The sequence below is a fragment of the Flavobacterium sp. genome (assembly GCF_040379285.1).
GTDB lineage: Bacteria > Bacteroidota > Bacteroidia > Flavobacteriales > Flavobacteriaceae > Flavobacterium.
This window is the reverse complement of the sequence record NZ_JBEILJ010000016.1, coordinates 24861-48783: the sequence shown is the minus strand read 5'-3', so window position 1 is coordinate 48783 and position 23923 is coordinate 24861. Positions and strand designations below refer to the sequence as shown.

At 38.4% G+C, this 23923-nt stretch carries 25 protein-coding genes; 18 read left to right on the top strand and 7 right to left on the bottom strand.

Translation table 11 applies throughout. The features are described from left to right. The 9 genes from ABWO12_RS05380 to ABWO12_RS05340 all read left to right on the top strand — a co-directional run. The coding region (locus ABWO12_RS05380; protein ID WP_353087749.1) for a DNA cytosine methyltransferase at positions 1–611 on the top strand (611 nt) is incomplete at its 5' end. Further along, positions 612–2861, top strand: coding sequence for a sensor histidine kinase (locus tag ABWO12_RS05375; protein WP_353087748.1), 2250 nt, complete (start codon positions 612–614; stop codon positions 2859–2861). Between the two features lie 10 nt (positions 2862–2871). Then, complete coding sequence (locus tag ABWO12_RS05370) at positions 2872–3252, top strand: response regulator (protein WP_353087747.1); 381 nt, start codon at positions 2872–2874, stop codon at positions 3250–3252. After that, positions 3245–4039, top strand: a complete 795-nt coding sequence (locus tag ABWO12_RS05365) for an HNH endonuclease (protein ID WP_353087746.1) — start codon at positions 3245–3247, stop codon at positions 4037–4039. Before ABWO12_RS05370 ends, ABWO12_RS05365 begins: the two co-directional genes overlap by 8 nt. Before the next feature lie 56 nt (positions 4040–4095). Beyond that, positions 4096–4221: a DpnD/PcfM family protein gene (locus tag ABWO12_RS05360; RefSeq protein WP_353087751.1), complete on the top strand. Its 126-nt coding sequence runs from the start codon at positions 4096–4098 to the stop codon at positions 4219–4221. Positions 4222–4634: 413 nt separating this feature from the next. Further along, positions 4635–5972 (top strand): ammonium transporter, encoded by a 1338-nt coding sequence (locus ABWO12_RS05355; RefSeq protein WP_353087745.1) that lies wholly within the window; start codon positions 4635–4637, stop codon positions 5970–5972. Between the two features lie 274 nt (positions 5973–6246). Further along, positions 6247–7188 carry an L-threonine 3-dehydrogenase gene (locus ABWO12_RS05350; protein WP_353087744.1) on the top strand — a complete coding sequence of 314 codons (942 nt, stop codon included), beginning with the start codon at positions 6247–6249 and terminating at the stop codon, positions 7186–7188. 120 nt (positions 7189–7308) lie between these two features. Then, on the top strand, positions 7309–9441 hold the full coding sequence (locus ABWO12_RS05345; protein ID WP_353087743.1) for a S8 family serine peptidase: 2133 nt from the start codon (positions 7309–7311) through the stop codon (positions 9439–9441). A 204-nt stretch (positions 9442–9645) separates the two neighbouring features. Continuing rightward, entirely contained in the window at positions 9646–9849 is a 204-nt protein-coding gene (locus ABWO12_RS05340; RefSeq protein ID WP_353087742.1) for an Fjoh_0651 family PID-CTERM protein, read from the top strand. Positions 9850–9890: 41 nt separating this feature from the next. Here ABWO12_RS05340 and ABWO12_RS05335 read toward each other — a convergent pair whose 3' ends face one another. After that, entirely contained in the window at positions 9891–10481 is a 591-nt protein-coding gene (locus ABWO12_RS05335) for a riboflavin synthase (protein WP_353087741.1), read from the bottom strand. A 64-nt stretch (positions 10482–10545) separates the two neighbouring features. Here ABWO12_RS05335 and pdxA point away from each other — a divergent pair, with 64 nt between their 5' ends. The 6 genes from pdxA to accC all read left to right on the top strand — a co-directional run bounded on the left by pdxA (position 10546) and on the right by accC (position 15499). Next, on the top strand, positions 10546–11610 hold the full coding sequence (pdxA, locus tag ABWO12_RS05330; protein ID WP_353087740.1) for a 4-hydroxythreonine-4-phosphate dehydrogenase PdxA: 1065 nt from the start codon (positions 10546–10548) through the stop codon (positions 11608–11610). A 77-nt stretch (positions 11611–11687) separates the two neighbouring features. Then, positions 11688–12227: a YceD family protein gene (locus ABWO12_RS05325; RefSeq protein ID WP_353087739.1), complete on the top strand. Its 540-nt coding sequence runs from the start codon at positions 11688–11690 to the stop codon at positions 12225–12227. 8 nt (positions 12228–12235) lie between these two features. Continuing rightward, the gene (rpmF, locus tag ABWO12_RS05320; protein ID WP_073361890.1) at positions 12236–12430 is read left to right on the top strand and encodes a 50S ribosomal protein L32; all 195 of its coding nucleotides are present in this window, start codon (positions 12236–12238) and stop codon (positions 12428–12430) included. A 141-nt stretch (positions 12431–12571) separates the two neighbouring features. Further along, complete coding sequence (locus tag ABWO12_RS05315; protein WP_353087738.1) at positions 12572–13570, top strand: beta-ketoacyl-ACP synthase III; 999 nt, start codon at positions 12572–12574, stop codon at positions 13568–13570. A 23-nt stretch (positions 13571–13593) separates the two neighbouring features. Further along, entirely contained in the window at positions 13594–14076 is a 483-nt protein-coding gene (accB, locus tag ABWO12_RS05310; RefSeq protein ID WP_353087737.1) for an acetyl-CoA carboxylase biotin carboxyl carrier protein, read from the top strand. A 76-nt stretch (positions 14077–14152) separates the two neighbouring features. Further along, positions 14153–15499: an acetyl-CoA carboxylase biotin carboxylase subunit gene (gene accC / locus ABWO12_RS05305; protein ID WP_073361897.1), complete on the top strand. Its 1347-nt coding sequence runs from the start codon at positions 14153–14155 to the stop codon at positions 15497–15499. Positions 15500–15636: 137 nt separating this feature from the next. Here the strand turns inward: accC and rpmA are convergent, their stop codons facing one another. Together rpmA and rplU are read right to left on the bottom strand one after the other, a co-directional pair. Further along, on the bottom strand, positions 15637–15897 hold the full coding sequence (gene rpmA / locus ABWO12_RS05300; protein ID WP_073361898.1) for a 50S ribosomal protein L27: 261 nt from the start codon (positions 15895–15897) through the stop codon (positions 15637–15639). 22 nt (positions 15898–15919) lie between these two features. Next, the gene (gene rplU / locus ABWO12_RS05295) at positions 15920–16378 is read right to left on the bottom strand and encodes a 50S ribosomal protein L21 (RefSeq protein WP_353087736.1); all 459 of its coding nucleotides are present in this window, start codon (positions 16376–16378) and stop codon (positions 15920–15922) included. A gap of 248 nt (positions 16379–16626) precedes the next feature. On the opposite strand from rplU, the gene ABWO12_RS05290 reads away from it, so the two are divergent. Further along, the gene (locus ABWO12_RS05290) at positions 16627–17955 is read left to right on the top strand and encodes a M16 family metallopeptidase (protein ID WP_353087735.1); all 1329 of its coding nucleotides are present in this window, start codon (positions 16627–16629) and stop codon (positions 17953–17955) included. Positions 17956–17965: 10 nt separating this feature from the next. After that, the gene (locus ABWO12_RS05285; protein ID WP_353087734.1) at positions 17966–20023 is read left to right on the top strand and encodes a M16 family metallopeptidase; all 2058 of its coding nucleotides are present in this window, start codon (positions 17966–17968) and stop codon (positions 20021–20023) included. 48 nt (positions 20024–20071) lie between these two features. On the opposite strand, the gene ABWO12_RS05280 is transcribed toward ABWO12_RS05285, so the two are convergent. Continuing rightward, on the bottom strand, positions 20072–20938 hold the full coding sequence (locus ABWO12_RS05280; RefSeq protein ID WP_353087733.1) for a DMT family transporter: 867 nt from the start codon (positions 20936–20938) through the stop codon (positions 20072–20074). A 93-nt stretch (positions 20939–21031) separates the two neighbouring features. On the opposite strand from ABWO12_RS05280, the gene ABWO12_RS05275 reads away from it, so the two are divergent. Further along, a complete protein-coding gene (locus ABWO12_RS05275; protein ID WP_353087732.1) occupies positions 21032–21406 on the top strand; it encodes a heavy-metal-associated domain-containing protein in 375 nt (124 codons plus the stop codon). 55 nt (positions 21407–21461) lie between these two features. Here the strand turns inward: ABWO12_RS05275 and gldD are convergent, their stop codons facing one another. The 3 genes from gldD to mutY all read right to left on the bottom strand — a co-directional run bounded on the left by gldD (position 21462) and on the right by mutY (position 23852). Further along, entirely contained in the window at positions 21462–22055 is a 594-nt protein-coding gene (gene gldD, locus ABWO12_RS05270) for a gliding motility lipoprotein GldD (RefSeq protein ID WP_353087731.1), read from the bottom strand. 288 nt (positions 22056–22343) lie between these two features. Further along, positions 22344–22775, bottom strand: coding sequence for a single-stranded DNA-binding protein (locus ABWO12_RS05265; RefSeq protein WP_073361910.1), 432 nt, complete (start codon positions 22773–22775; stop codon positions 22344–22346). A gap of 45 nt (positions 22776–22820) precedes the next feature. Further along, entirely contained in the window at positions 22821–23852 is a 1032-nt protein-coding gene (mutY, locus tag ABWO12_RS05260) for an A/G-specific adenine glycosylase (RefSeq protein WP_353087730.1), read from the bottom strand. Between the last annotated feature and the right edge of the window lie 71 nt (positions 23853–23923).

Here is a 23923-nt window from a genome sequence, read left to right as displayed (position 1 = left end):
TTTTTTCTTTATTAGAAAAAAATAAATTCGAATTTTTAAACAACAAAGGCCTAACCCCAGAAATAAATTTACAAGATGCAATCTCTGACTTATTTAAGAAGAACGGATTGAAACCCACACCTGATTCTCCAAATTTTGAATCAGGTATTTATGGAAAAGAAAAAAATGAATACCAAAAATTAATGCGTAAAGGAGTAAACGAAAAAATACCAAACAGTCATCGTTTCCCCAAGCATTCAGCACTAATTTTAAAACGTTTTGAAGATATTTTAGCGGTTACTCACAATAGAAGAAATTTAGATTTAAGCAAAGAAGTACGTGAACGTTTTAATATAAAAAAACATACAGTAATTCCATTAAATGGGTTAGACAAAAGTCCTACAATCACCACCTTACCCGACGACTATATTCATTACCAAGAACCTCGCATCCTTACTGTTCGTGAATACGCAAGAATTCAAACATTTCCTGATTGGTATATTTTTCAAGGAAAATACACCACAGGCGGAAAAAGAAGAACACAAGAGGTACCTAGATATACACAAATTGGAAATGCAATCCCTCCTCTATTTGGAGAGCAAAGTGGTTTGATTTTAAAACAACTTATTTAGATGAAAAATCCTTTAAAATTTAGAGTCAGTTCTGCATTAAAAAACATTATCGGAAGAGATTTAATTACTGATGACTATATAGCTATTTTTGAGCTAGTAAAAAATGGTTTTGATGCACATGCAAACAGAGTAGACATATTTTTCAAAAATATTTATAGTTCAAATCCTAAGATACTTATAATCGATAATGGAAAAGGAATGGACTATAATGATTTAATAGAAAAATGGTTATTTGTTGCCTACTCTGCGAAAAAAGAGGGCACGGAAGACAATACTTACAATTATAGAGATAACATTAACACCAATCGTTTTTTTGCTGGAGCAAAAGGTATTGGTAGATTTTCTTGTGACAAATTAGGAAAAATACTTTATCTCGAAACAATTAAAAAAGATTTAAATCCAAAAGTTGAAACTTTGTTTACTGAATGGGAAAAGTTCGAAGAAGATATTAAAGATAATTTTGTAGACATTGATGTATTACATGAAACAATTAAAAAAAGCCATTATAATATTAAAAATGGAACTATTCTTGAAATTTCTGAATTAAGAGAAGTTTGGGATCGACATAAATTTTTGAAACTTAAAGATTCTCTATCCAAATTAATTAATCCAATAAATGAAAATAATTTTGAAATTTATATTCACGTAGAAGAAGAATTAGAAAATGATATTGATCAGGAATATTACAATAGAGTAAATGGAAAAGTTGAGAATTTTATATTTGATGCATTAAATATTAAGACTACAAAAATAATTTCTAAAATTTCTGAAGACGGTAAAATTATTACTGAGTTATATGATGGAGGCAAAAAAATATATAAAGTAATTGAAAAGAATAAAGAATTCCTTAAACTACACAATATTAATTATGAAGTCTATTACTTAAACCATTCTGCAAAAATGACATTTGCATTAAGAATGGGATTGCCTTCAGTTCAATATGGGCATATTTTCCTATACAAAAACGGATTCAGAGTTTATCCTTATGGTGAACCTGGTGAAGATTCTTTTAAAATTGACCAGAGAAAATCTCAAGGTTACAATAGGTATTTAGGCACAAGAGAATTAATAGGCCAAATACAAATTAATGGAAATAATAATTCTTTTATTGAAACTTCAAGTAGAGGTGATGGTCTTGTTAAGAATGAATATTATGAAGAATTAGTAGAATACTTTTGGATAGTTTTACGCCGTCTAGAAAAATATGTTGTAGAAGTACAAAGATGGGGATTAAGTATTGAAGATAACTCTTCTTTTGATATGAAGTCTAGAATAACTGATTTATTAGCAAAACTAACAGATAGTTCTGATATTTTAGATTTTCAAATAGAAGATGATTTTTTAGAATTAATTGATGCAAGTCAAAATAATAGTGCTAATTCAATTGTTGATAATTTAAATAGAATAGCTCATGAAACTAAAAATGAAAATTTAATTAGACAAGCAAGGAAAGCAAGCGAATATTTAGCAAAAATTAATTATGCAAAAATTGAAGCAGAAAGACTAGCAGAAGAAGAAAGAAAAAAAGCTAGTGATGCAACAAAAAAGCTAAGAGAGCAAATTAGTGAAAACCTTTTCCTTAAATCAATAAATTCCTCAGACTATAAAGAAGTAATAAGCTTATTACATCACATTGGTATATATGCAGGAACTATAGACAACAATTTAAAAGGTATATCACTTCGTGTACAGAATAGTATCGAATTATCGAAAGAAGATTTAAATGATATTATAAGGCTTTTAAGTTTCGAAACTAAAAAAATTCTCAATGTTGTAACTTTCGCAACCAAAGCAAATTTTAAATTAGATACTGAATATAAGGAGGTCGACTTAGTCAATTATATGTTGGAATACATTCAAAATATTATTCCGAGTATAACTGATAAAAGTCTGAACATAAAAATTGATAATTCCACTTCTTCTAACTTTATAAGAAGAATTAAACCAATTGAAATCAATATAATTATTGATAATTTGATCAATAATTCAAAAAAAGCAAAATCAAATAATTTATTAATAAAATTTGAAGATGGTCATCAAGACAATTCACTAGACATTTCTTTCATTGATGATGGAATAGGTATTGAAGAAAAATTTTTAGATAAGATATTTGACTTAGGATATACAACCACAGATGGTTCAGGAATAGGTTTATATCATGTTAATCAAATTGTTGAAAGTATGAAAAGTAAAATTTCAGTAACGAATAATAAAGAAAAAGGTATTTCCTTTAAAATACACATTAAATAAATCAAAAAACATGAAACAAATAATTCTACTTTGGATAGATGACATGGAAAATTGGGCTAGTTCAGCTCAAAAGAATCTAGAACTAATCTCTGCAAAACACAATATAATTATAAATATTATTCCAGCATTAAATGGAGAAGATATTGTTCAGCAATGCATGCAATACAATTTTGATGGAATTATAATGGATTATAATATGGAACCATCAAATGGTGATAAATACATAAAAGATGTTAGATTTGAGGAACATTTAGAGCATATTCCAATAATTTTTTATTCTCAGGATAATAATGCAAATTTGGAAAACCTTGTAAAAGATATTCCTAATGTTATTTGTGTATTTCGTGGTAATTTAGAAGATAAGATAAAAGAAATGTTTTTTAATGCCTAAAAACCTCTGGTCCCGTGAAGAACTAATTCTAGCTTTTAATCTCTACTTAAAGCTACCGTTTGGCAAAATGCACAAGCATACCCCAGAGATAATTGAGTTGGCAAATCTATTGGGTAGATCGCCAAGCTCTATTGGGATGCGTTTAGGTAATTTTGCAAGTTGTGACCCCTATCATCAACAACGTGGTGTGGGTGGTTTAAAAGGAGGAATGAATCAGGTTCAACCCATTTGGGATGAATTCTACAGCAATCAAGAAGCACTTGTTTATCTCAGTGAAGAAATTCTTGCTCAACGACAACATACAACTATTGAAAATAAATACAAAGAACTACTTCTTGACCTTAAAGATATCAAAGGAGAAACCAAAACAAGGGAGGTAAAAACACGTGTTAACCAATCGGTTTTTCGGGATATCATTTTAGCCAACTATGATAGCCAATGTGCTATTACAGGTATTGATATACCGCAATTACTCACAGCAAGTCATATCATTCCATGGTCAAAAGATGAAGAACACCGCTTAAATCCTGAAAATGGAATTTGTCTTTCACCACTTTATGACAAAGCTTTTGACAGAGGCCTAATAAGCATCTCCACAGATTACAAATTAATTTACTCAACTGAACTTAAAAAGAAAAAAAATACCGATTTCTATCAAACTCAATTTACTCCTTTTGAAAATCATCCTATGACAAAACCTTTAAAATACTTGCCCAGAAAAGAATTCTTAGAATATCATTTGGATAACATTTTCAAAAATAAATACCGTGAATTGAATACGTTTTAAAATGCAACCTATGAAAACATTTAAAATTGAAATAAAAGAAACACTTTCCAGATGTTATTGAAATTGAAGCCAATTCTAATGAAGAAGCTCTTTCAAAAATTGAAGAATTGTACAATCAACAAGAAATTGTTTTAGATTCAACTGATTTTGTGGAAACAGAATTTTTTGAAATGAAAGAATAATTTAGTTGAAACTTAATTCAATTAACCTATATAGTTTTTCACTACTATTCAAACACATATCTCCCTCTAGGATATAGCACTGTTCAGAGCAGTCAACAGTCAACAGTCAACAGTCAACAGTCAGCAGTCAACAGTCAGCAGTGAGCAGTGAACAGTGGTAAGAAACTAATCACTAATTACTAGTCTGCCTGCCAGCATAAGCAGGTCACTAATCACTAGCCTGCCTGCCGGCATAGGCAGGTTACTAGTCACTAGTCACCAAAAATCGTTTTCGTATTTACAACCCCGTAAAAAAACACCTTCTTTTTTAATAAACTCACAAAAATTAAAACACACCCCCTAATTTTTTACTCTGTTTTACTTAAAATGTAGTGTAATTTGTAATTTTACCCTATCAAAATTAGGGTTAAAGCATGAAATTAGAAAAACGTTGGGTGTCGGCTTTTGTCATTATTACCCTTGTGGCAGTGGTGGGACTGGTGTGGCCGCATACCGATCCCGTAGCAGGTTCTACTTTTGGTACACTCAACCAACTCAACACCGCCGATATCGCTTGGATTCTTACTTCTTCGTGTTTGGTGTTGCTCATGACCCCAGGGCTTTCGTTTTTCTACGGCGGGATGGTCGGCAAAAAAAACGTGATCTCGACCATGCTCAAGAGTTTCATTTGCCTAGGCGTCATCAGTTTGCTGTGGGTCGTGGTTGGGTTTAGTCTCTCGTTTGGCGACCCTATCGGCATCACCCTCAACGGAAAACACTATGGCCTTATCGGTAATCCCACCGACTTTGCTTTTTTTGATCAGGTCTCCTTTTTGCCCCATAAATCCCTCGGGAGTACACTTCCCTTTATCTTGTATGCGTTGTTTCAAATGAAGTTTGCGGTCATCACCCCCGCAATCATTACCGGCGCATTGGCCGAACGCATCCGTTTTATTTCGTTTTTATTGTTTATTAGTTTGTTTACCCTACTCATCTACGCACCGTTATGCCACATGATTTGGCACCCTCACGGCCTACTCGGCGGGTATTTCGGTGTGAAGGATTTTGCCGGCGGCACTGTCGTTCACATGAGCGCCGGGTTTGCCGCACTGGCAGGGGTTATCGTGCTCGGAAAACGACAAAACAACGAACATATTCCAACCAATATTCCGTTTGTGCTCCTCGGCACCGGACTCCTGTGGTTTGGCTGGTTTGGATTCAATGCGGGCTCTGCGCTCGCCGCCAACGCTACCGCTGCACTTGCCTTTGCAACCACCACCATTGCTTCGGGAGCCGCGATGCTGACTTGGGTGTTCTTTGACCGATTGAACGGACGCAAAGTTTCGGCCCTCGGGGCATGTATTGGCGCGGTGGTCGGACTCGTAGCCATCACCCCTTCGGCGGGCTATGTGACCGTGCCGCAAAGCATCTTCTTTGGTTTTATTACCGCTTTGGTGTCCAACACCATGGTGTACTGGAAACGCTTACAACAAATTGACGATACCCTAGATGTGTTTGCCTGTCACGGAGTGGGCGGAATTATGGGAATGATTCTCACCGCCCTTTTCGCGCAGGGGGAAAACGCCAGCCTCGTCCACGGCGGTTGGTCGGTTTTTGGTCACCACATGATGGCCTTGGTATTGGTGTCGGCCTTTACCTTTGGCGGGGCTTACCTCCTCTTTAAATTCACCAACTTCCTAATCCCAATTCGCGTAAGCCAAGAATCGGAACAACTGGGCTTGGACTTGTCGCAGCATGGGGAGAAGGTGTGATGTGTCGATGTGGCAATGTGTCAATGTGTCAATGTGTCGATGAGGCAATGAGGCAACCTGCCTGCCGGTAGGTAGGTGTGGCAATGTGTCGATGTGGCAATGAGGTAATGTAATGATTTGAGGATTTGAAAATGAATCTTTCTATTGACGCGTTAGCTTAATACCCTTCCATTCCTATTCGTTTCTTTCTAACGATTAATTTCTAAACCTGAAACTTGAAACCTGAAACTTGAAACATTAATCCCCTATCTTTGCCCTACAAACAAACCACTACATGACTACTAAAATTTTAATCATCGGGGCCTGTGGGCAAATAGGCACCGAGTTGACCACACAACTCCGATTGCAGTATGGGGTTGAGAATGTGGTCGCTTCTGATATTCGCAAACTCAACAACGACATTGTCAATACGGGGATTTTTGAAGTCGTCAATGCACTCGATTACAACCAGATTGAACATTTGATTGAAAAATACCAAATTACCGACGTGTATTTGATGGCGGCTCTTTTGTCGGCTACGGCAGAAAAGAACCCTGCTTTTGCCTGGGATTTGAACATGAATTCCCTGTTTCACGTGTTGAATTTGGCAAAAGCCGGAAAAATCAAGAAAATCTTCTGGCCCTCCAGTATTGCGGTATTTGGCCCCACGACACCGAGAGAAAATACGCCTCAGTACACCATTATGGAACCGACCACGGTGTATGGCATTTCGAAACAAACAGGCGAACGTTGGTGCGAATACTACCACCACCAATATGGCGTTGATGTGCGCAGTATTCGGTATCCGGGATTAATTAGTTGGACTTCTGAACCGGGTGGCGGTACCACCGATTATGCCGTAGACATTTACCACAAAGCTTTGGAAGACGGGAAGTACGAATGTTTCTTACGCGACGATTCCAAATTGCCGATGATGTACATGGAAGATGCCATTCGCGCGACGATAGAAATCATGCAAGCCGACGCGGAGGCAATCAAAATTCGTTCCTCCTACAATCTCGCCGGTATTAGTTTTACCCCCGCCGAAATTGCCGCCGAAATCACCAAGCATATTCCCGATTTTACGATTTCGTACAAGCCCGACTTCCGGCAAAAGATTGCCGATTCGTGGCCAGCGTCGATTGACGACTCGCGTGCGCGCACCGATTGGGGTTGGAACCACCGTTACGACCTCGCAAGCATGACGCAAGTGATGTTGGAGAATTTACGAGAATAACAAAAGAAGAAGCCTCCACACAGTGAGACGGCTTTTTTTGCATAATTAGCGGTTTTTTATTTTTTTTTTAATTTTGTTTAAATAACGGTAAGCTCTACGCTTTTTTAAAAATTAAAAGTTATGAAAAAAAAGTACATTATTTTTCTAATTTTTTTCAGTTTTGGCTGCTTTGGTCAACCAAAAAACTATGCCGAAAACGAAATAATTGTTGCTTTTAAAAAATCATTTTCGGGTAGTGAAGAAATTTTCTCTAAAAACAAAACTTTACAAAACCTAAACAACACTTTCGGATTAGCTTATTGGGAAACCGTAGGCGACAAAAATGCCAAGGAGTGGTTTCGCCTTGTTTTTAATTCCAATCAAGACCTACAATACCTCATTAAAAAATACAGTGAAACCCAACTTTTTGATGTAGTAGAGCCCAATTTTATTGGTTCCGGGCATGGTGTTATGCTAACCACTCCAAACGACCCTTTTTATAACAACCGGCAATGGTCACATGCCAACAACGGTACATTTTCATTGAGTCCATCAACAAATGATGCCGATATTGATACCGACTTGGCTTGGGATATTACCCAAGGAGATCCCAATCTTATTGTTGCTGTTTTGGATACGGGTGTAAAGTTGGACCATCCTGAATTTGCTGGCAGGATAGTTGCTGGGTATGATTTTGTTAATAATGATTCCGATCCAACAGACGATCACGGACACGGTACTAATATTGCTGGTATAGCATTGGCATCAGGCAATAACGGAATCGGTTATGCAGGTGTAAATTGGAATTCTAAAATTATGCCATTAAAAGTTTTAGACAATAACAATAACGGTTTTTACAGTGCTTGGGCCGATGCAATTTATTTTGCAGTAAATAATGGGGCAAAAGTTATCAATTTGTCTGCTGGAGGCAACAGTCCGTCAGCATTATTAGAAAATGCAGTCAATTATGCCTATGCTAATAATGTTTGGGTGGTAGTTTCTACAGGCAATGGAAATACAAACATTCAATATCCTGCTAAGTATCCCAATGCAATGGCAATTGGGTCTACAAATCCTAATGACACCCGAAGTAATCCATTTTTTTGGAGCCCGACCAGCGGTAGTAACTATGGGCCTGAATTAGATTTTGTTGCTCCAGGTAATTTTATGTACGGGTTAAGCCATAATTCCAACACCAATTACAACGGCTATTGGGGAGGGACTTCGCAAGCAGCGCCCCATGTCACGGGAGTTATTTCGTTAATGCTTTCGCAAACCCCGGGGCTAACGGTCAATCAAATCAAGTTGAAACTCCAGCAAACTTCACAAGATTTGGTTGGAGGCCCTGAAGATACTACGGGTTGGGACCCGTATTTTGGATTTGGACGAATTAATGCTCATGCGGCTTTGAGTAATGGGGTAGTAAATTATATCGGTTTAATAGGTACGGCAACCGAATCGGGTAATTTTGATTTCGATTATATTATGACTTCAAGTGACCAAGTTAATCACACCTTGTCGTCTGTTTTTTTGTCTACCACAGGAATTTCTCCAACAGTTCCAGGCGAAGTAAAATTTAGATTAAATAGCAGTTGGGCAACAAATTGGGGGGGGGCTGCATTTCCTTCGGGTGTTGGAGTTCAAGATGGCCCCAACATACCGATAACCCAGTCGGGCTATTATAATGTTGCTTTTAATTCTCAAACCGGAGCCTACACCTTTACTTTGGTTAGTCAACCACCTACAATTTCAATAATTGGGTCTACTATTGGTATGCCTTGGAATACCGATTTAAATTTATCAAGTGCCAATGGCCGCGATTATTCGTTATTGAATACAACTTTGACACAAGGTATAGCTAAGTTTAGACAGAATGCAGCATGGTTTATTAACTGGGGTAATTCAACGTTCCCATCGGGGATTGGTGTACAAGACGGTCCAAATATTCCAATTACTTCTGGCAATTATAACATTACGTTCAATCGCTATTCGGGAGCTTATGTGTTTTCATCGGCCTTATCAAACCCCGATTTGAACTCGAGTACGGTTTCACTTTTCCCCAATCCCGCCACCGATTTTATTGTTTTAACCACTACCGATAGGGAGTTAGGTGCCGTAAAAATAAGGGATGTCCTAGGGAAGACGCTTGGTGAATTTATTACGTCAAAACCTAACATTACAATAGATTGCTCATCTTATCCAAATGGCATGTATTTTATTTCCTTCCAAAACGATACACAAATTGGAGTTAAAAGAGTTATAATTAAAAGATAAATATTTGATAATCAAATTTTTATTGTTTTATGTTCTTCGCATCGGATTGCTCCTAATTTTTAAATAAACAAGCAATAAAATTATAGTTTGCCGTTTAAAGTAAGAAGTAATTAAAATACGTGATGATAAATTTGTTTAACCCATCTTCCAAAATATGAAGTAAAAAATTTTGACAAAGCGTTTTTTTTTATACTTTTACGCCCTATGAAAATCGACCCAACGAAAGTAATTTTAATCACTCTAGCGATTTTGTGTGGTCCAATGACCTTTGCAGCACCGAATCCGCCGGCCCCAATTCCACCTCCACCTCCAGGGCTTCCTGTAGATGAAGGTTTGATTTTTTTGGCCCTTTCGTCTATGGTATATGTAGGATACAAGTTAACCCGATACAATAAAGCTTCAAGATAGTTCTGAAGCTTTTCTTTTTTTTATTCAATTGTTATTTGAGATTATTTTCCGATTTCGCAGAGTCTAGCCACATATTTTCCGATCACATCAAACTCTAAATTGACTAGGGTGCCTATAGTAAAGGTGTGAAAATTCGTATGTTCGTAAGTATAAGGGATGATGGCTACACTGAAAGCACTTTTTTGCGAATCTACCACGGTCAAACTCGTGCCGTTTACCGTAATTGATCCCTTTCCGATGGTAACATTGTTGGTTTGTGCGTCATATTCAAACGTAAAATACCAACTACCTTCAGCTTCGCGAATGGCCACACAGGTACCTATTTGATCCACATGCCCTTGCACAATATGTCCGTCCAAACGATCGCCCAATTTCATGGCGCGTTCTAAGTTCAATTTATCCCCTACATTCCATTGCCCTACATTGGTTTTCAAAAGGGTTTCCTTGATGGCAGTTACCGTATATTGATTGCTTTCGATGGCAACGACGGTTAAACATACCCCATTGTGGGCAACACTTTGGTCAATTTTTAGTTCGGAAGTAAGTTCGGAAGCCACCGTAATATGCAGGTTTTCTTGCTCTTTTACGAGTGCGGTTATGGTTCCTAGGGTTTCTATAATGCCTGTAAACATTTATCGTTTTTATTTTCTAAATTTGCCCTTCAAAAGTACGCATTTAAAACGACTTCATTTACCCATGAAAAAAGCGGAGAATATTATACTAGGAATTGCTGTTGGAGATCTTAACGGGATAGGTTGTGAAGTAATTTTAAAAACCTTTGAGGATACTCGCATGTTGGAGTTGTGTACGCCCGTTTTATTTGCCAATGTCAAAGTGATTTCTTTTATCAAAAAAAGCATGCAATCGGAATTGCCGCTTCATGGTATTGATCGTTTGGATCAAATGATTGTAGGGAAAGTAAATGTGCTTAATGTGTGGAAGGAATCGGTGGATATTCAGATTGGACAATTGAACGATCAAGTAGGAAGTTATGCCATTAAATCGTTTGTAGCCGCCACGGAAGCGTTAAAAAATGACGCCATTGATGCGTTGGTGACGGCACCTATTAATAAGTATTCGATACAATCAGAGGATTTTTCATTTCCTGGACACACCGACTATCTCGACCAACAATTAGAGGGCAATGCCTTAATGTTGATGGTTCACGATCGATTGCGAGTGGGTTTGTTAACCGATCATGTTCCTGTTAATGAGGTTTCTCAACACTTAACTCGCGAACGGGTTCATCAAAAGATCCGAACGGTATATGAAACCTTAAAACAAGATTTTCGCATCAATCGTCCTAAAATTGCGGTTCTTGGATTGAATCCTCATGCCGGTGATAATGGCGTTATTGGCAAAGAAGATCAAGAAATACTAAAACCCGAAATACAAAATTTGTTTAACCAAGGTATTTTGGTCTTTGGCCCCTATTCTGCCGACGGATTCTTTGGTTCGGGACAGCATGAAAAGTTTGATGCCGTTCTCGCCTCCTATCACGACCAAGGATTAATTCCATTTAAAACGCTTTCTTTTGGTTCTGGAGTGAATTATACGGCAGGCTTGCATAAAATTCGAACCTCACCCGATCACGGAACGGCCTTTGAAATTGCGGGGAAAAATCAAGCCGATGCCACTTCTTTCAAAGAAGCAGTATACCTTGCTCTTGACATTTACAAGGCGCGCCATGAATATAAAGAATGGTCAAAAAATCCCCTAAAAATCAAAGAAAAACAGTTGGAATCAAAAAAAGGGCATTAAGGCTTTTGAATTTGATATAAATTTATATCTTTGCACTCCCAAAGTTGAGGCTTGCAGTTAGGCAAATTGGTGAAAAGATGAAAGTTACAAATGAATTTTTAATTCCTTTTACAGGATTAAAATTGGGAAAACACCAATTTGACTATCAAATTAGCCAGAAGTTCTTTGAATCGTATGCGTATTGCGATTTTGAAAATTGTGCGGTAGACGTAAAATTGATTTTAGACAAAAAATCAACGTTTATGGAATTGTCACTCAAACATAAAGGAACTGTTTTTGTTCCTTGCGATGTCACGGGTGAAAAATTCGATTTACCCGTTAAAGGTGCTATTAAAGTGGTTGTTAAGTTTGGAGACGAATTTAACAATGAAAATGAGGAGCTTCTCATTTTGCCTCACGGTGAACACCAAATTGATATTACGCAATATGTTTATGAGTTGATTGTGTTGTCGGTTCCCCAAAAAAGGGTTCATCCCGGCGTAAAAGAAGGATCACTCAAAAACGAAGCCCTAGAAAAACTGTCTGTTACCTCGGTGAAAACCGAAGGAACAACACAAAAAGAAGAAAATATAGATCCCCGCTGGGATAAATTAAAACAACTATTAACGGATAAATAATATAAAAAATGGCACATCCTAAGAGAAGACAATCTGCGTCAAGAAGAGACAAAAGAAGAACGCACTACAAGGCTACTGCTGCGACTATCGCTACTTGCCCTGTAACTGGTGAGGCTCACTTGTATCACAGAGCGTACTGGCATGAAGGTAAAATGTATTACAGAGGTCAAGTAGTTATTGATAAATCAGTAGCTGAGGCTTAATATATACGGTAAAAAATCCCTCAAACTCTCACTATGTGGGAGTTTTTTGTTTTTTACACCTTAAAAAGTATAACTCAATTATTTTTTGTAATTTCCACCCTCTGAAACGACATGCTTTTCAGAGCGCTATTAAACCAAACTATGAGTACAATTACAGCCGCTATTACTGCCGTAGGCGCTTATGTCCCTGATTTTGTTTTGTCCAATGAAGTACTGGAGCAAATGGTAGATACCAACGATGAATGGATTACTACCCGCACCGGAATCAAAGAGCGCCGTTTGTTAAAAGAATCGGGAAAAGGCACTTCTTTTTTAGCCATCAAAGCGGCTCAAAATCTTCTGGAAAAGAATAATATCGACCCCTTAGAAATTGATTTAATCATCATGGCCACGGCTACACCCGATATGCCCGTTGCTTCAACTGGAGTCTATGTAGCTTCTCAAATTGGTGCGGTTAATGCTTTTGCTTTTGATTTGTCAGCTGCATGTTCAAGTTTTTTGTATGGAATGTCGATGGCTGCCGCTTACATTCAATCGGGGCGTTATAAAAAAGTGTTGTTAATTGGTGCCGATAAAATGTCTTCCATCATCGACTATACTGATCGAGCTACTTGTATCATTTTTGGTGATGGTGCTGGTGCCGTTTTGTTTGAACCCAATACAGAAGGCTTAGGATTGCAAGATGAGTTCTTGCGCTCGGATGGAATCGGTCGAGAGTATTTAAAGATTGATGCGGGTGGTTCGATTTTACCAGCATCCAAAGATACCGTGGAAAACGGACAGCATTTTGTTTTTCAGGATGGGAAAACAGTTTTCAAATACGCCGTTTCAGGAATGGCCGATGTGAGTGAAAAAATCATGCAACGCAATAATTTAACCCATGATGATATTAATTGGTTGGTAGCACATCAAGCCAATCGCCGTATTATTGACGCTACGGCACAACGCATGGGATTGGATGAGTCCAAAGTATTGATTAATATTCAACGCTATGGGAATACAACTTCGGCTACCTTACCCCTGTTGTTGAGTGATTTTGAAAATCAATTAAAAAAAGGTGATAATCTAATTTTTGCTGCATTTGGGGGTGGGTTCACTTGGGGAGCCATTTACCTTAAATGGGCGTATAACAAACAATAAACGATAACTAAAACGAAAGAACTATGGATTTAAAAGAGATTCAAAATCTGATCAAATTCGTATCCAACTCGGGTGTTGCTGAGGTAAAATTGGAGACTGGCGATGTAAAAATTACCATCCGCACCACTTTGGAAGGAAATACTCCTGATATTACGTATGTACAACCCGCACCGGTAGCTCCTGTGATTTCGCAAGTAGCGGCTCCTGCTCCAGCAGCCCCAGCAGCTCCAGCTACACCTGCCGCTCCAGCCGCTGACGATGCAAAATATATTACCATCAAGTCGCCTATGATAGGTACTTTTTACCGCAAACCCGCACCCGACAAATCTCCATTTGTTGAGGTAGGTTCAACCATCGGTAAAGGGGATGTGTTGTGTGTGGTAGAAGCCATGAAATTGTTCAATGAAATTGAATCGGAAGTATCGGGTAAAATCGTCAAAATATTAGTAGACGATATGTCTCCCGTTGAATTTGATCAACCGCTATTCTTGGTCGATCCGTCTTAATTTGTAGCGATTTCCACAGGATGAGGACTCCCTTTTACTGTGTTGGAAGTCTAGGTTTAATTTAAATTGAAACAGGATGTTCAAGAAAATATTAATCGCCAATAGAGGCGAAATCGCTTTGCGTGTAATTCGCACCTGTCGTGAGATGGGGATAAAAACCGTTGCAGTGTATTCTACCGCGGATGCCGAAAGTTTACACGTGAAATTTGCCGATGAAGCGGTGTGTATCGGACCTGCGCCGAGTAACTTATCGTATTTGAAAATGTCCAATATCATCGCAGCAGCTGAAATCACGAATGCGGATGCGATTCACCCAGGATATGGTTTCCTTTCTGAAAACGCTAAGTTTTCTAAAATTTGTCAGGAACACGGTATCAAATTTATTGGTGCTTCTCCTGAAATGATTGAAAAAATGGGAGATAAAGCAACCGCTAAAGCCACGATGAAAGCAGCGGGAGTTCCCTGTGTACCTGGTTCTGATGGAATTTTAGAGTCCCTAGAACAAGCCAAAAAAGTAGCCAAAGAAATTGGGTATCCCGTAATGATGAAAGCTACTGCAGGGGGTGGAGGAAAAGGAATGCGTGCCATTTGGAAAGAAGAAGAGCTCGATAAAGCTTGGGAAAGTGCCCGATTAGAAGCTGCAGCGGCCTTCGGAAACGATGGGATGTATATGGAAAAATTGATTGAAGAGCCCCGTCATATTGAAATTCAAGTGGTAGGGGATTCCTATGGAAAAGCATGTCACTTGTCTGAACGTGATTGTTCGGTGCAACGTCGCCACCAGAAATTAACCGAAGAAACACCGTCTCCATTTATGACCGATGATTTGCGTCAACGGATGGGGGATGCTGCCGTGAAAGCAGCTGAGTTTATTCAATATGAAGGTGCTGGAACAGTAGAGTTTTTGGTAGATAAACACCGGAATTTCTACTTTATGGAAATGAATACCCGTATTCAGGTAGAACACCCCATCACCGAGCAAGTAATTGATTACGATTTAATTCGCGAACAAATATTGGTAGCGGCGGGTGTGCCTATTTCGGGTAAAAATTACTTACCGCAATTGCATTCCATCGAGTGTCGTATCAATGCGGAAGACCCGTACAATGATTTCCGTCCTTCGCCAGGTAAAATCACCGTGTTGCATGCGCCAGGAGGACACGGAGTTCGTTTAGACACCCACGTTTATGCTGGCTATACTATTCCACCCAACTACGACTCTATGATTGCCAAGTTGATTACCACGGCACAAACTCGTGAGGAGGCGATTAATAAAATGAAGCGCGCGCTGGATGAGTTTTATATTGAAGGGATTAAAACCACCATACCTTTCCACCGTCAGTTGATGGATGAACCGGATTATGTGGCTGGAAATTATACCACAAAATTCATGGAATCGTTCAAAATGAAAGATCCCAATTAAAAATAAAGCCACCTTTCGAGGTGGTTTTTTTTGGCTTCGACTGAGTCTAATCTCCTTTTTTTGTAATGAAAGTGAATCGAGTGCAATAAAAAAACCCGCTCCAAGTGAACGGGTTGATTTATGTTCTATACGAAGTATTATGCTTTGAAGGGTTCAACAGATACAAAAGATTTGTTATCTCCTTTTTTCTGGAATTTTACAATTCCATCAACCTTAGCGTGTAGTGTATGGTCTTTGCCCATGTACACGTTTTCACCTGGATTATGTTTTGAACCACGTTGTCTAACAATAATGTTACCCGCGATAGCCGCTTGGCCACCATAGATTTTTACACCAAGTCGTTTCGACTCTGATTCTCTTCCGTTCTTGGAACTACCGACACCTTTCTTGTGAGCCATGATGTTTTGGTTTTATAAGTTATTATTCTTCAGTTTTTTTGGTTTTCTTCGGTGCTTTTGGTGCAGCATCCTCCGATTTTTCTGCTTTAGGCGCTTTTGCTTTTTTTGGTGCTTCTTCAGTAGCTTCTACAGCAGGAGCAGCTTCTTTTTTAACCGCTTTTTTTGGACCAGTGGCAGCAATGCCTTCAATAACGATTTGGGTTAAGGATTGACGGTGACCGTTTTTCTTTTTGTACCCTTTTCTACGCTTTTTCTTGAAAACGATTACTTTTTCACCTTTAAGGTGTTGTAAAACTTTGGCTTCTACGGAAGCACCTTCTATAGCTGGGGCGCCGATCGTAATTGTTCCGTTGTCGTCTAATAAAAGAACTTTTTCAAAAGAAACTTTTGAACCTTCTTCGTTCGCTAAACGGTGAACAAAAACTTTCTGGTCTTTGCTTACTTTGAATTGTTGCCCTGCTATCTCTACGATTGCGTACATAACAATAATGTTTAGTTAAAAATTTTAAGGTTGCAAATATACAAATTAATTTCATTGAAACAAGCTAATTTTCAAAATACTCAACCTAAGAATCAAAGAATTAGATTAAGGCATCACTCGAGAAGTAAAAAAATGCTGAAACCCAATTAAAAAATCTATTTTTGTGTAACAATATGCCCATTGGTGTGACTTATGGGCATTCGATTTAACGCTGGGTTCAAGCCCGAAAAAACAAACAACGAATTCTTATGAAAAAATCTTTAATCGCTTTAAGTTCATTGCTTATGCTTGGAGGTACAGCTCATGCTCAAAAAGTTGCTTTTGAAGAGTATGACTTAGACAACGGAATGCATGTCATTCTCCACAACGACCCTTCGGCGCCTGTAGTGATTACCTCGGTAATGTATCACGTAGGAGCCAAAGACGAAAATCCAGAACGTACAGGTTTTGCCCACTTTTTTGAGCACTTACTGTTCGAAGGGACTCAAAACATTAAACGAGGGGAATGGTTCAAAATCGTTACCGGTAATGGTGGGACAAACAATGCCAATACCACTGATGACCGTACGTATTATTTTGAAGTTTTTCCTTCCAATAACCTTGAATTGGGGTTGTGGATGGAATCTGAGCGATTGATGCACCCGGTGATTAACCAAATTGGAGTTGATACTCAAAATGAAGTGGTTAAAGAAGAGAAGCGTTTACGCGTAGACAATCAGCCTTATGGGCAATTGATTGCTGAGGTAAAGAAAAATATGTTTGTGAAACACCCTTATCGTTGGGCAACAATTGGTTCTATGGAGCATTTAGATGCGGCTACTTTAGAGGAGTTTCAAGCGTTCAACAAAAAGTTTTATACCCCAAACAATGCCGTTTTGGTCGTGGCTGGGCAAATTGATATTGCACAAACGAAAGCTTGGATTCAAAAGTATTTTGGACCCATCCCACGTGGTGAAGAAGTGATGCGTCAGAAGTTTGAAGAAGCGCCGATTACGAAAGAAATCCGCGCTAGCTATGAAGATCCTAACATCCAGAAACCGATGGTGGTAGCTTCTTATAGAACACCTTCAATGAAGTCACGTGATGCTCGTGTGTTGGACATGATTTCAACGTATTTAAGCGATGGGAATAGTTCCAAATTGTACAAGAAAATTGTCGATGATAAAAAAATGGCGTTACAAATTGGAGCATTTAACTATTCACAAGAAGATTACGGAATGTACATTCTATATGGAATGCCTCAAGGGGATACTACTTTGGCGCAGTTGGTAAAAGAAATGGATGATGAAATTGTGAAATTGCAAAACGAACTCATTTCGGAGAACGACTATAAAAAACTGCAAAATAAGATTGAAAACAACTACGTAAACAACAATTCCAGTGTAGAAGGGGTAGCTGAAAATTTGGCGTCTTACTATTTGTTGTATGGCGATGTTAATTTAATCAACACTGAAATCGAAATGTATCGATCTATTACCAGAGAAGAAATTCGTGACATTGCCAAAAAGTATTTGAATCCCAACCAGCGTTTAATTCTGGATTATGTTCCAGCCAAAGACAAAGCAGACGCTAAATAACTGAATCATCATGAGAAAATCTATTATACTTTTATCAGGCTTGTTTCTGACATTCATTATGCAAGCACAAGACAGACCCCAACCACAGCCCGGACCGGCACCTAAAATTAGCATCAAAAAACCAGAGATATTTACGCTTCCTAACGGATTAAAGGTCATGGTGGTAGAAGATCACAAATTACCTCGTGTTTCTTTTAGTTTGACCATCGACAACGCTCCTTATGCAGAAGGTAATAAAAAAGGAGTTGACGATTTGACCAGCAGTTTGATGGGAATGGGTTCAACTAAAACGCCAAAAGATGCCTTCAATGAAGAAGTTGACTTTTTGGGAGCCGACATTAGTTTCAGTTCAAGTGGTGCTTATGCTAGTGGTTTGTCCAAATACTCAAAGCGCATTTTAGAATTGATGGCCGAAGGATCATTGATGCCTAATTTCACACAAGAAGAGTTTGAAAAAGAACGCGATAAACTAATCGAAGGATTAAAAACACAAGAGAAAAGTGTTCCCGCAGTAGCTGGACGCGTTGAAAATGTTTTGGTTTACAGTAAAAATCACCCTGCAGGTGAATATTTGTCGGAGGAAACTATTAAAAATGTAACCTTAGACGATATTAAGAAAAATTATGTGACCTATTTTGCGCCTTCTCGTGCTTATTTGGTCATCATTGGGGATGTAAAATTTAAAGAAACCAAAAAGTTAGTCGAAAAGTTATTTGGCACTTGGACCAAAGCTATAGCGCCTGCGGTTTCGTATACGCAGCCTAGTAATGTTCAGTACACACAAATCAATTTCGTCGATATGCCCAACGCAGTGCAATCAGAGATTTCGGTCGTAAATACCGTAAACTTGAAGTTGTCTGATCCTGACTTTTTTCCTGTTATTGTGGCGAATCAAGTGTTGGGAGGTGATTTTAATAGTTATTTAAATATGAATTTGCGTGAGGCTCATGGTTGGACGTACGGCGCCCGTTCCAATGTGGGGTCAAATAAGTACATGATGAGCAAATTCAAAGCAAATACGCAAGTACGTAATTCGGTTACCGATAGTGCTGTGGTTGAAATCATGAAAGAAATCAAACGTATTCGCACTGAAAAAGTAACCGATGAGGCACTTCGCAATGTAAAAGCAGGGTATATCGGTCGTTTCGTAATGCAAGTTGAAAAGCCGCAAACAGTTGCACGCTATGCCTTAAACATTGAAACAGAAAGTTTACCCGCTGATTTTTATGAAAATTACATCAAAAATATTGAGGCAGTAACGGCAGAAGATGTTATGCGTGTGATGAACAAATACGTATTGGCCGATAACTTACGTATTATTATTACAGGGAAAGCGGCTGAAGTTGTACCTGCTTTAGAAAAGATGAAAATTCCAATGTTCTTCTTTGATAAGTTTGGTAACCCAACTGAAAAGCCAAAAATGAAAATGCCAGTGCCTGCTGGGGTAACTGTGAAAACGGTTTTAGATAAATACATGGCAGCCATTGGAGGCGAAAAAGCAGTTATGGGGGTAAAATCTATCGCGGTAAATGGAACTTCTGAGATTGAGGGGGCTCCTGCTCCGTTGGCCTATGTTTCCAAAAAAGACAGCAAAGGACGTACGTTGATGAAATTAGAACTTACCGGAATGATGGAGCTGTCTAAACAAGTCATCGGCGATAAGTCAGGGTATTCTGCAGGTCAAGGGCAGAAAAAAGAGATGACCGCTGAAGAGTATGCAGAGAAAAAAACATTGGCGGGTACCTTTGAAGAGTTGGGCTTGGCTAAGAAAACCGATGTGGTTTTAGACGGGATCGAACCTTTTAATGGCGTGGATGCTTATGCGTTGAAAAGTGGTAAAACAATTTATTACTACGATGTGAAAACGGGATTGCGTGTAGGTTCAACAACAACACAAGAGCGTAATGGCCAGCAAATGACCTCTTCTATTTTATTGTCGGATTACAAAGATGTAAAAGGGGTTAAAGTACCTTTCATCATTGTGCTTTCTCAAGGAGGACGTGATTTAGAAATCAAAGTTTCGGATATAAAAATCAACGAAGGAGTGACCGACGCTGATTTTCAATAAGCTAAAAGCTTTTATAACATGAAGGCTGTTCTTAGGAGCAGCCTTTTTTTATTTTTTACTCGAGAGGTAAACGCCAATTAATATGATAAGCGCCCCAATGCCCTGCACTGCGGTCAGTTTTTCGCCATCAACCATACCCCAACACACGGCAACCACCGGAATTAAATAAGTTACCGAAGTAGCAAAAACAGGGGAAGAGATTTGAATTAGTTTATAAAAAAGAATATTCGCTATTCCTGTTCCAATCACTCCCAAAATCATAATGTATAGCAACGCTTCTTGGGTAGCAGGCACTGTAATTATTTCCAGAATATTGGTGCTCAAAAGAAGGACTAATGCGGGGAATAGCATAACCAAAAAGTTACCGGTTGTAATGCTTAATGGTTTCACATCGGATAGGTATTTTTTGATTAAGTTCACATTGGTCGCATAACAAAGCGAGGCAATAAGCACTAACACGGTATACATATAATTTTGATTGGGGTGAGAAAGCGCTCCGTCGATAATGAGTAACAACGTTCCTGAAAATCCGATTACAACACCAAAAATCTGACTGCGTTTAAAAGAAAGGCCAAAGGCAAGCGCTCCCAAAATAAGAGTGTTTAGGGGCGTCAACGAATTCAGGATGGAACTCACAGCACTGCTGATTTGTGTTTGTGCAATGGCAAAAAGGAAAGCAGGAATAAAGGTTCCAAATAAGGAAGTTAACGCTATATACTTCCATTGATAATGGCGAATGTCTTTCAAACTCCGAAATCCAATGAAGAGTAAAAAAAGGGAAGAAAATACGATGCGAGCGGCTCCCAGCTGGATTGGCGTCAAGCCCAACAATCCTCTTTTTATCAAAATAAATGAACTTCCCCAAGTAAGCGCGAGGATAATGAGGAATAACCATTTTACTTGTTGTTGGGTCATAGCAAAGATGTTAAGGTTTGCAAAATTGGGATTATTTTATGAATGCTCGTATAAAAAAAAATTTATTTTTGCTTGCAATTCAAAGGAATAATCATGAAAATATCATCTGCATTCAGTATTCTAGCGGCTATGGTTTTAACATTAACCGCTTGTAAACAAGAGACCGCTGCTGCTCCAAACGGAAAAGATGTTGCCAGTACTACCAAAGGGCCTGCTGTTAAACCAGAGACAGCCTCTTTACAAATTGATGGAATGACTTGTGCAATTGGATGTGCCAAAACGATAGAAGAAAAGCTCGTAGAGATGCCTGGTGTACAAGAGGCTAAAGTCGATTTTGAAACCAAAAAAGCGGTTGTAAATTTTGATGCTGATCAACTTTCAGGTTCTGAATTAAAAGCGGCTATCGAATCCTGCGCTGATGGCAAAACGTATAAAGTCACCGATATGAAAGTGGCCAAAAAAAGTTAACAACTTACTTAATTATATTCAACCCAAGGATTCCAATACAGCTGGAATCCTTTTTTTATTTCCATTTTAAAGATTCCATCAAGGATTGCATGTCGTTTTTAATGTAATCGGCGGCAGGCATGATGGAGTCAAAATTAGGACGCGCATAAAAATACATGGAACCACTTAAAAAATGGCGGGTACTGTCGGTTACATAGAATTGTGCATTGGTAGCGGCGTTCCCCCCCACACGATAAAACATGCCATACACCTTGTCTTTGGCATTCATAAAAGGTTGTTCCAATATGTTGTCGGCTTTGATTACATGTTTGTACGTTAGTTTTTGCGTATCGCGTAACAATTGTTCTAAATTCCCTTGAATCGGTTTGTACGTTAGAAATAGTGTTGCTTTCATTTTAGGATACGTAATCGTAAACGTGCAGTCGCCTTTTTCTTTGATTTGCGCTTCTTTGTTTCGGGCAAATGAAAAAGGACATGGGCCGTTATAAGTGGTATACGCAGCCATTGGATATTCTAAACGTAAATTTCCAGGTGGTTTTGGAATGATTTCCTCTTTGCAACTCGACGTGCAACATAAAAGTATAACCAATAAAAAACCGAAGCGATACGAACGATTTTGCGCTGAGAAAATAGAGGTATGTTGATTCATCCGATGATTAGAATTATACGAGCACAAAGGTATCATTTCGATGCGACAATTTGTTCTTTTTATCAAAGGGGTTAACGCTAAGCGAGTCGTATTATTTTATAAAAGAAAATGAACGTTGAAAATACAGGGCGGCACTAACAGATTAGATTGTAAATAAAAAAGAACTGCAATTGCTTTTTGGTTTGTTCTGAAGAAACAAAATTATATTCGCACTGGGTGGAACATAATCCAAGAAGCAATTGCAGTTTAATTTTTACCTATTAATGCAAAACATTAAAAAGGAGTGGTTTAGAAAGGCATATCGTTTTCAACATGCGAGCTAGGCGTTTCATAGCTTGCATTTCTAGGTTCGTGGTTAGGAACCGAGCGGCTTTCTAAATCTTTTTTCACATTCAGAAATGTAAACTCAGTCACCTGAATTTCTGTTGTGTATTTAGTAATACCTTCCTCGGTAGTCCATTGACGCGATTTGATTCGCCCTTCAACATAAATTTTATCGCCTTTGGATAAAAAGCGTTCGCAGATTTCCGCTGCTTTGTTACGCACAACCAAATTGTGCCATTCGGTTGATGTAATTTTTTCGTTAGTGGATTTATTGATATAAATCTCATTTGTTGCTAATGGAAAGCGCCCAATACAATTACCGCCTTCGAAATAGTGCATTTTAACATCATCCCCCAGATGACCAATCAGCATAACTTTGTTAAGTGTCCCGTTCATAATAAAATTGGCGTGTTTATATCACGCAAAAATACGAATTAATACCTAATACATCCTAATAAAATTATAAATTACTATTGGAAACGGGTAATCTTCGAGAGATTCTCTTGGAACACCAGTCTCCATTTCTTTATTAAGACTAATCTTATAAAAACGAATGTACAAATTTTGATGAGAAAGTTTGTGTAAAATAGTTATTTTATTAACTTCAATAATAGAATTAATGGTTTCACGTGGACAAATGGATTCTATTTTTTCTTGTAAATCCTCCCAAGAGGAAGGAGAAGGGGTTTCAATTAAAGGAAATTGGTAGAGGTTATGCCAGATTCCTTTTTCCGTTCTTTTTTCAAGCAAAATCTTTCGTTGTGGATCTTCGATGACTAGATAATGGAAATAGCGGTCGGTTACTTTGGTTTTTTTTGTTTTTACAGGCAATACATCTACTTTTTGATCGCGATAGGCTACACAACCCCATTGAAGGGGGCATTGAAGACATTGCGGTTTTTTGGGTGTGCACTGTATCGCGCCAAATTCCATCATTGCTTGGTTGAATTGCGCTGGGCGTTTTGGGTCTAATAACGTATTAGCCAAGGTAGTAAACTCTTTTTGAGCGGAAGTAGAGGCGATGTCCGTTTCAACCCCAAAAAAGCGTGCTAACACCCGATATACATTTCCATCAACCACAGCTACGGCTTCGTCAAAAGCAATGGAAGCTATCGCGGCAGCGGTATAAGCACCAACCCCTTTAAGTTTTAGGAGTTCGTGATAAGTTGTTGGAAATTGGCCTTGGTAATCAAAGGCAACTTGTTTGGCGGTATGATGAAGATTACGGGCACGAGAGTAATATCCTAGTCCTTGCCATAGTTTCAACACTTGTTCTTCGGTGGCTTCTGCCATATCGACCACCGTGGGGAAGGCCTCAAGAAAGCGCAAATAATAGGGTGCGGCTTGAGCGACTCGGGTTTGTTGCAACATGATTTCTGAGAGCCAAATACAATAGGGGTCGCGTGTTTGACGCCAAGGGAGATCGCGTTGGTTTTCTAAATACCAAACTAATAGTGAGTTAGTAAATTCCATGGATAATTTGAGATTAACAAAAGTATAACTTTATGTATTTAAATTTTAATAGATTATAATTGAAAATTTGT

Excerpts from the sequence above, each read along its gene's own strand:
- ABWO12_RS05375 (WP_353087748.1), top strand. The coding sequence starts at position 612 with ATGAAAAATCCTTTAAAATTTAGAGTCAGTTCTGCATTAAAAAACATT.
- ABWO12_RS05370 (WP_353087747.1), top strand. The coding sequence starts at position 2,872 with ATGAAACAAATAATTCTACTTTGGATAGATGACATGGAAAATTGGGCT.
- ABWO12_RS05365 (WP_353087746.1), top strand. The coding sequence starts at position 3,245 with ATGCCTAAAAACCTCTGGTCCCGTGAAGAACTAATTCTAGCTTTTAAT.
- ABWO12_RS05355 (WP_353087745.1), top strand. The coding sequence starts at position 4,635 with ATGAAATTAGAAAAACGTTGGGTGTCGGCTTTTGTCATTATTACCCTT.
- ABWO12_RS05350 (WP_353087744.1), top strand. The coding sequence starts at position 6,247 with ATGACTACTAAAATTTTAATCATCGGGGCCTGTGGGCAAATAGGCACC.
- ABWO12_RS05345 (WP_353087743.1), top strand. The coding sequence starts at position 7,309 with ATGAAAAAAAAGTACATTATTTTTCTAATTTTTTTCAGTTTTGGCTGC.
- ABWO12_RS05340 (WP_353087742.1), top strand. The coding sequence starts at position 9,646 with ATGAAAATCGACCCAACGAAAGTAATTTTAATCACTCTAGCGATTTTG.
- ABWO12_RS05335 (WP_353087741.1), bottom strand. The coding sequence starts at position 10,481 with ATGTTTACAGGCATTATAGAAACCCTAGGAACCATAACCGCACTCGTA.
- pdxA (WP_353087740.1), top strand. The coding sequence starts at position 10,546 with ATGAAAAAAGCGGAGAATATTATACTAGGAATTGCTGTTGGAGATCTT.
- ABWO12_RS05325 (WP_353087739.1), top strand. The coding sequence starts at position 11,688 with ATGAAAGTTACAAATGAATTTTTAATTCCTTTTACAGGATTAAAATTG.
- rpmF (WP_073361890.1), top strand. The coding sequence starts at position 12,236 with ATGGCACATCCTAAGAGAAGACAATCTGCGTCAAGAAGAGACAAAAGA.
- ABWO12_RS05315 (WP_353087738.1), top strand. The coding sequence starts at position 12,572 with ATGAGTACAATTACAGCCGCTATTACTGCCGTAGGCGCTTATGTCCCT.
- accB (WP_353087737.1), top strand. The coding sequence starts at position 13,594 with ATGGATTTAAAAGAGATTCAAAATCTGATCAAATTCGTATCCAACTCG.
- accC (WP_073361897.1), top strand. The coding sequence starts at position 14,153 with ATGTTCAAGAAAATATTAATCGCCAATAGAGGCGAAATCGCTTTGCGT.
- rpmA (WP_073361898.1), bottom strand. The coding sequence starts at position 15,897 with ATGGCTCACAAGAAAGGTGTCGGTAGTTCCAAGAACGGAAGAGAATCA.
- rplU (WP_353087736.1), bottom strand. The coding sequence starts at position 16,378 with ATGTACGCAATCGTAGAGATAGCAGGGCAACAATTCAAAGTAAGCAAA.
- ABWO12_RS05290 (WP_353087735.1), top strand. The coding sequence starts at position 16,627 with ATGAAAAAATCTTTAATCGCTTTAAGTTCATTGCTTATGCTTGGAGGT.
- ABWO12_RS05285 (WP_353087734.1), top strand. The coding sequence starts at position 17,966 with ATGAGAAAATCTATTATACTTTTATCAGGCTTGTTTCTGACATTCATT.
- ABWO12_RS05280 (WP_353087733.1), bottom strand. The coding sequence starts at position 20,938 with ATGACCCAACAACAAGTAAAATGGTTATTCCTCATTATCCTCGCGCTT.
- ABWO12_RS05275 (WP_353087732.1), top strand. The coding sequence starts at position 21,032 with ATGAAAATATCATCTGCATTCAGTATTCTAGCGGCTATGGTTTTAACA.
- gldD (WP_353087731.1), bottom strand. The coding sequence starts at position 22,055 with ATGAATCAACATACCTCTATTTTCTCAGCGCAAAATCGTTCGTATCGC.
- ABWO12_RS05265 (WP_073361910.1), bottom strand. The coding sequence starts at position 22,775 with ATGAACGGGACACTTAACAAAGTTATGCTGATTGGTCATCTGGGGGAT.
- mutY (WP_353087730.1), bottom strand. The coding sequence starts at position 23,852 with ATGGAATTTACTAACTCACTATTAGTTTGGTATTTAGAAAACCAACGC.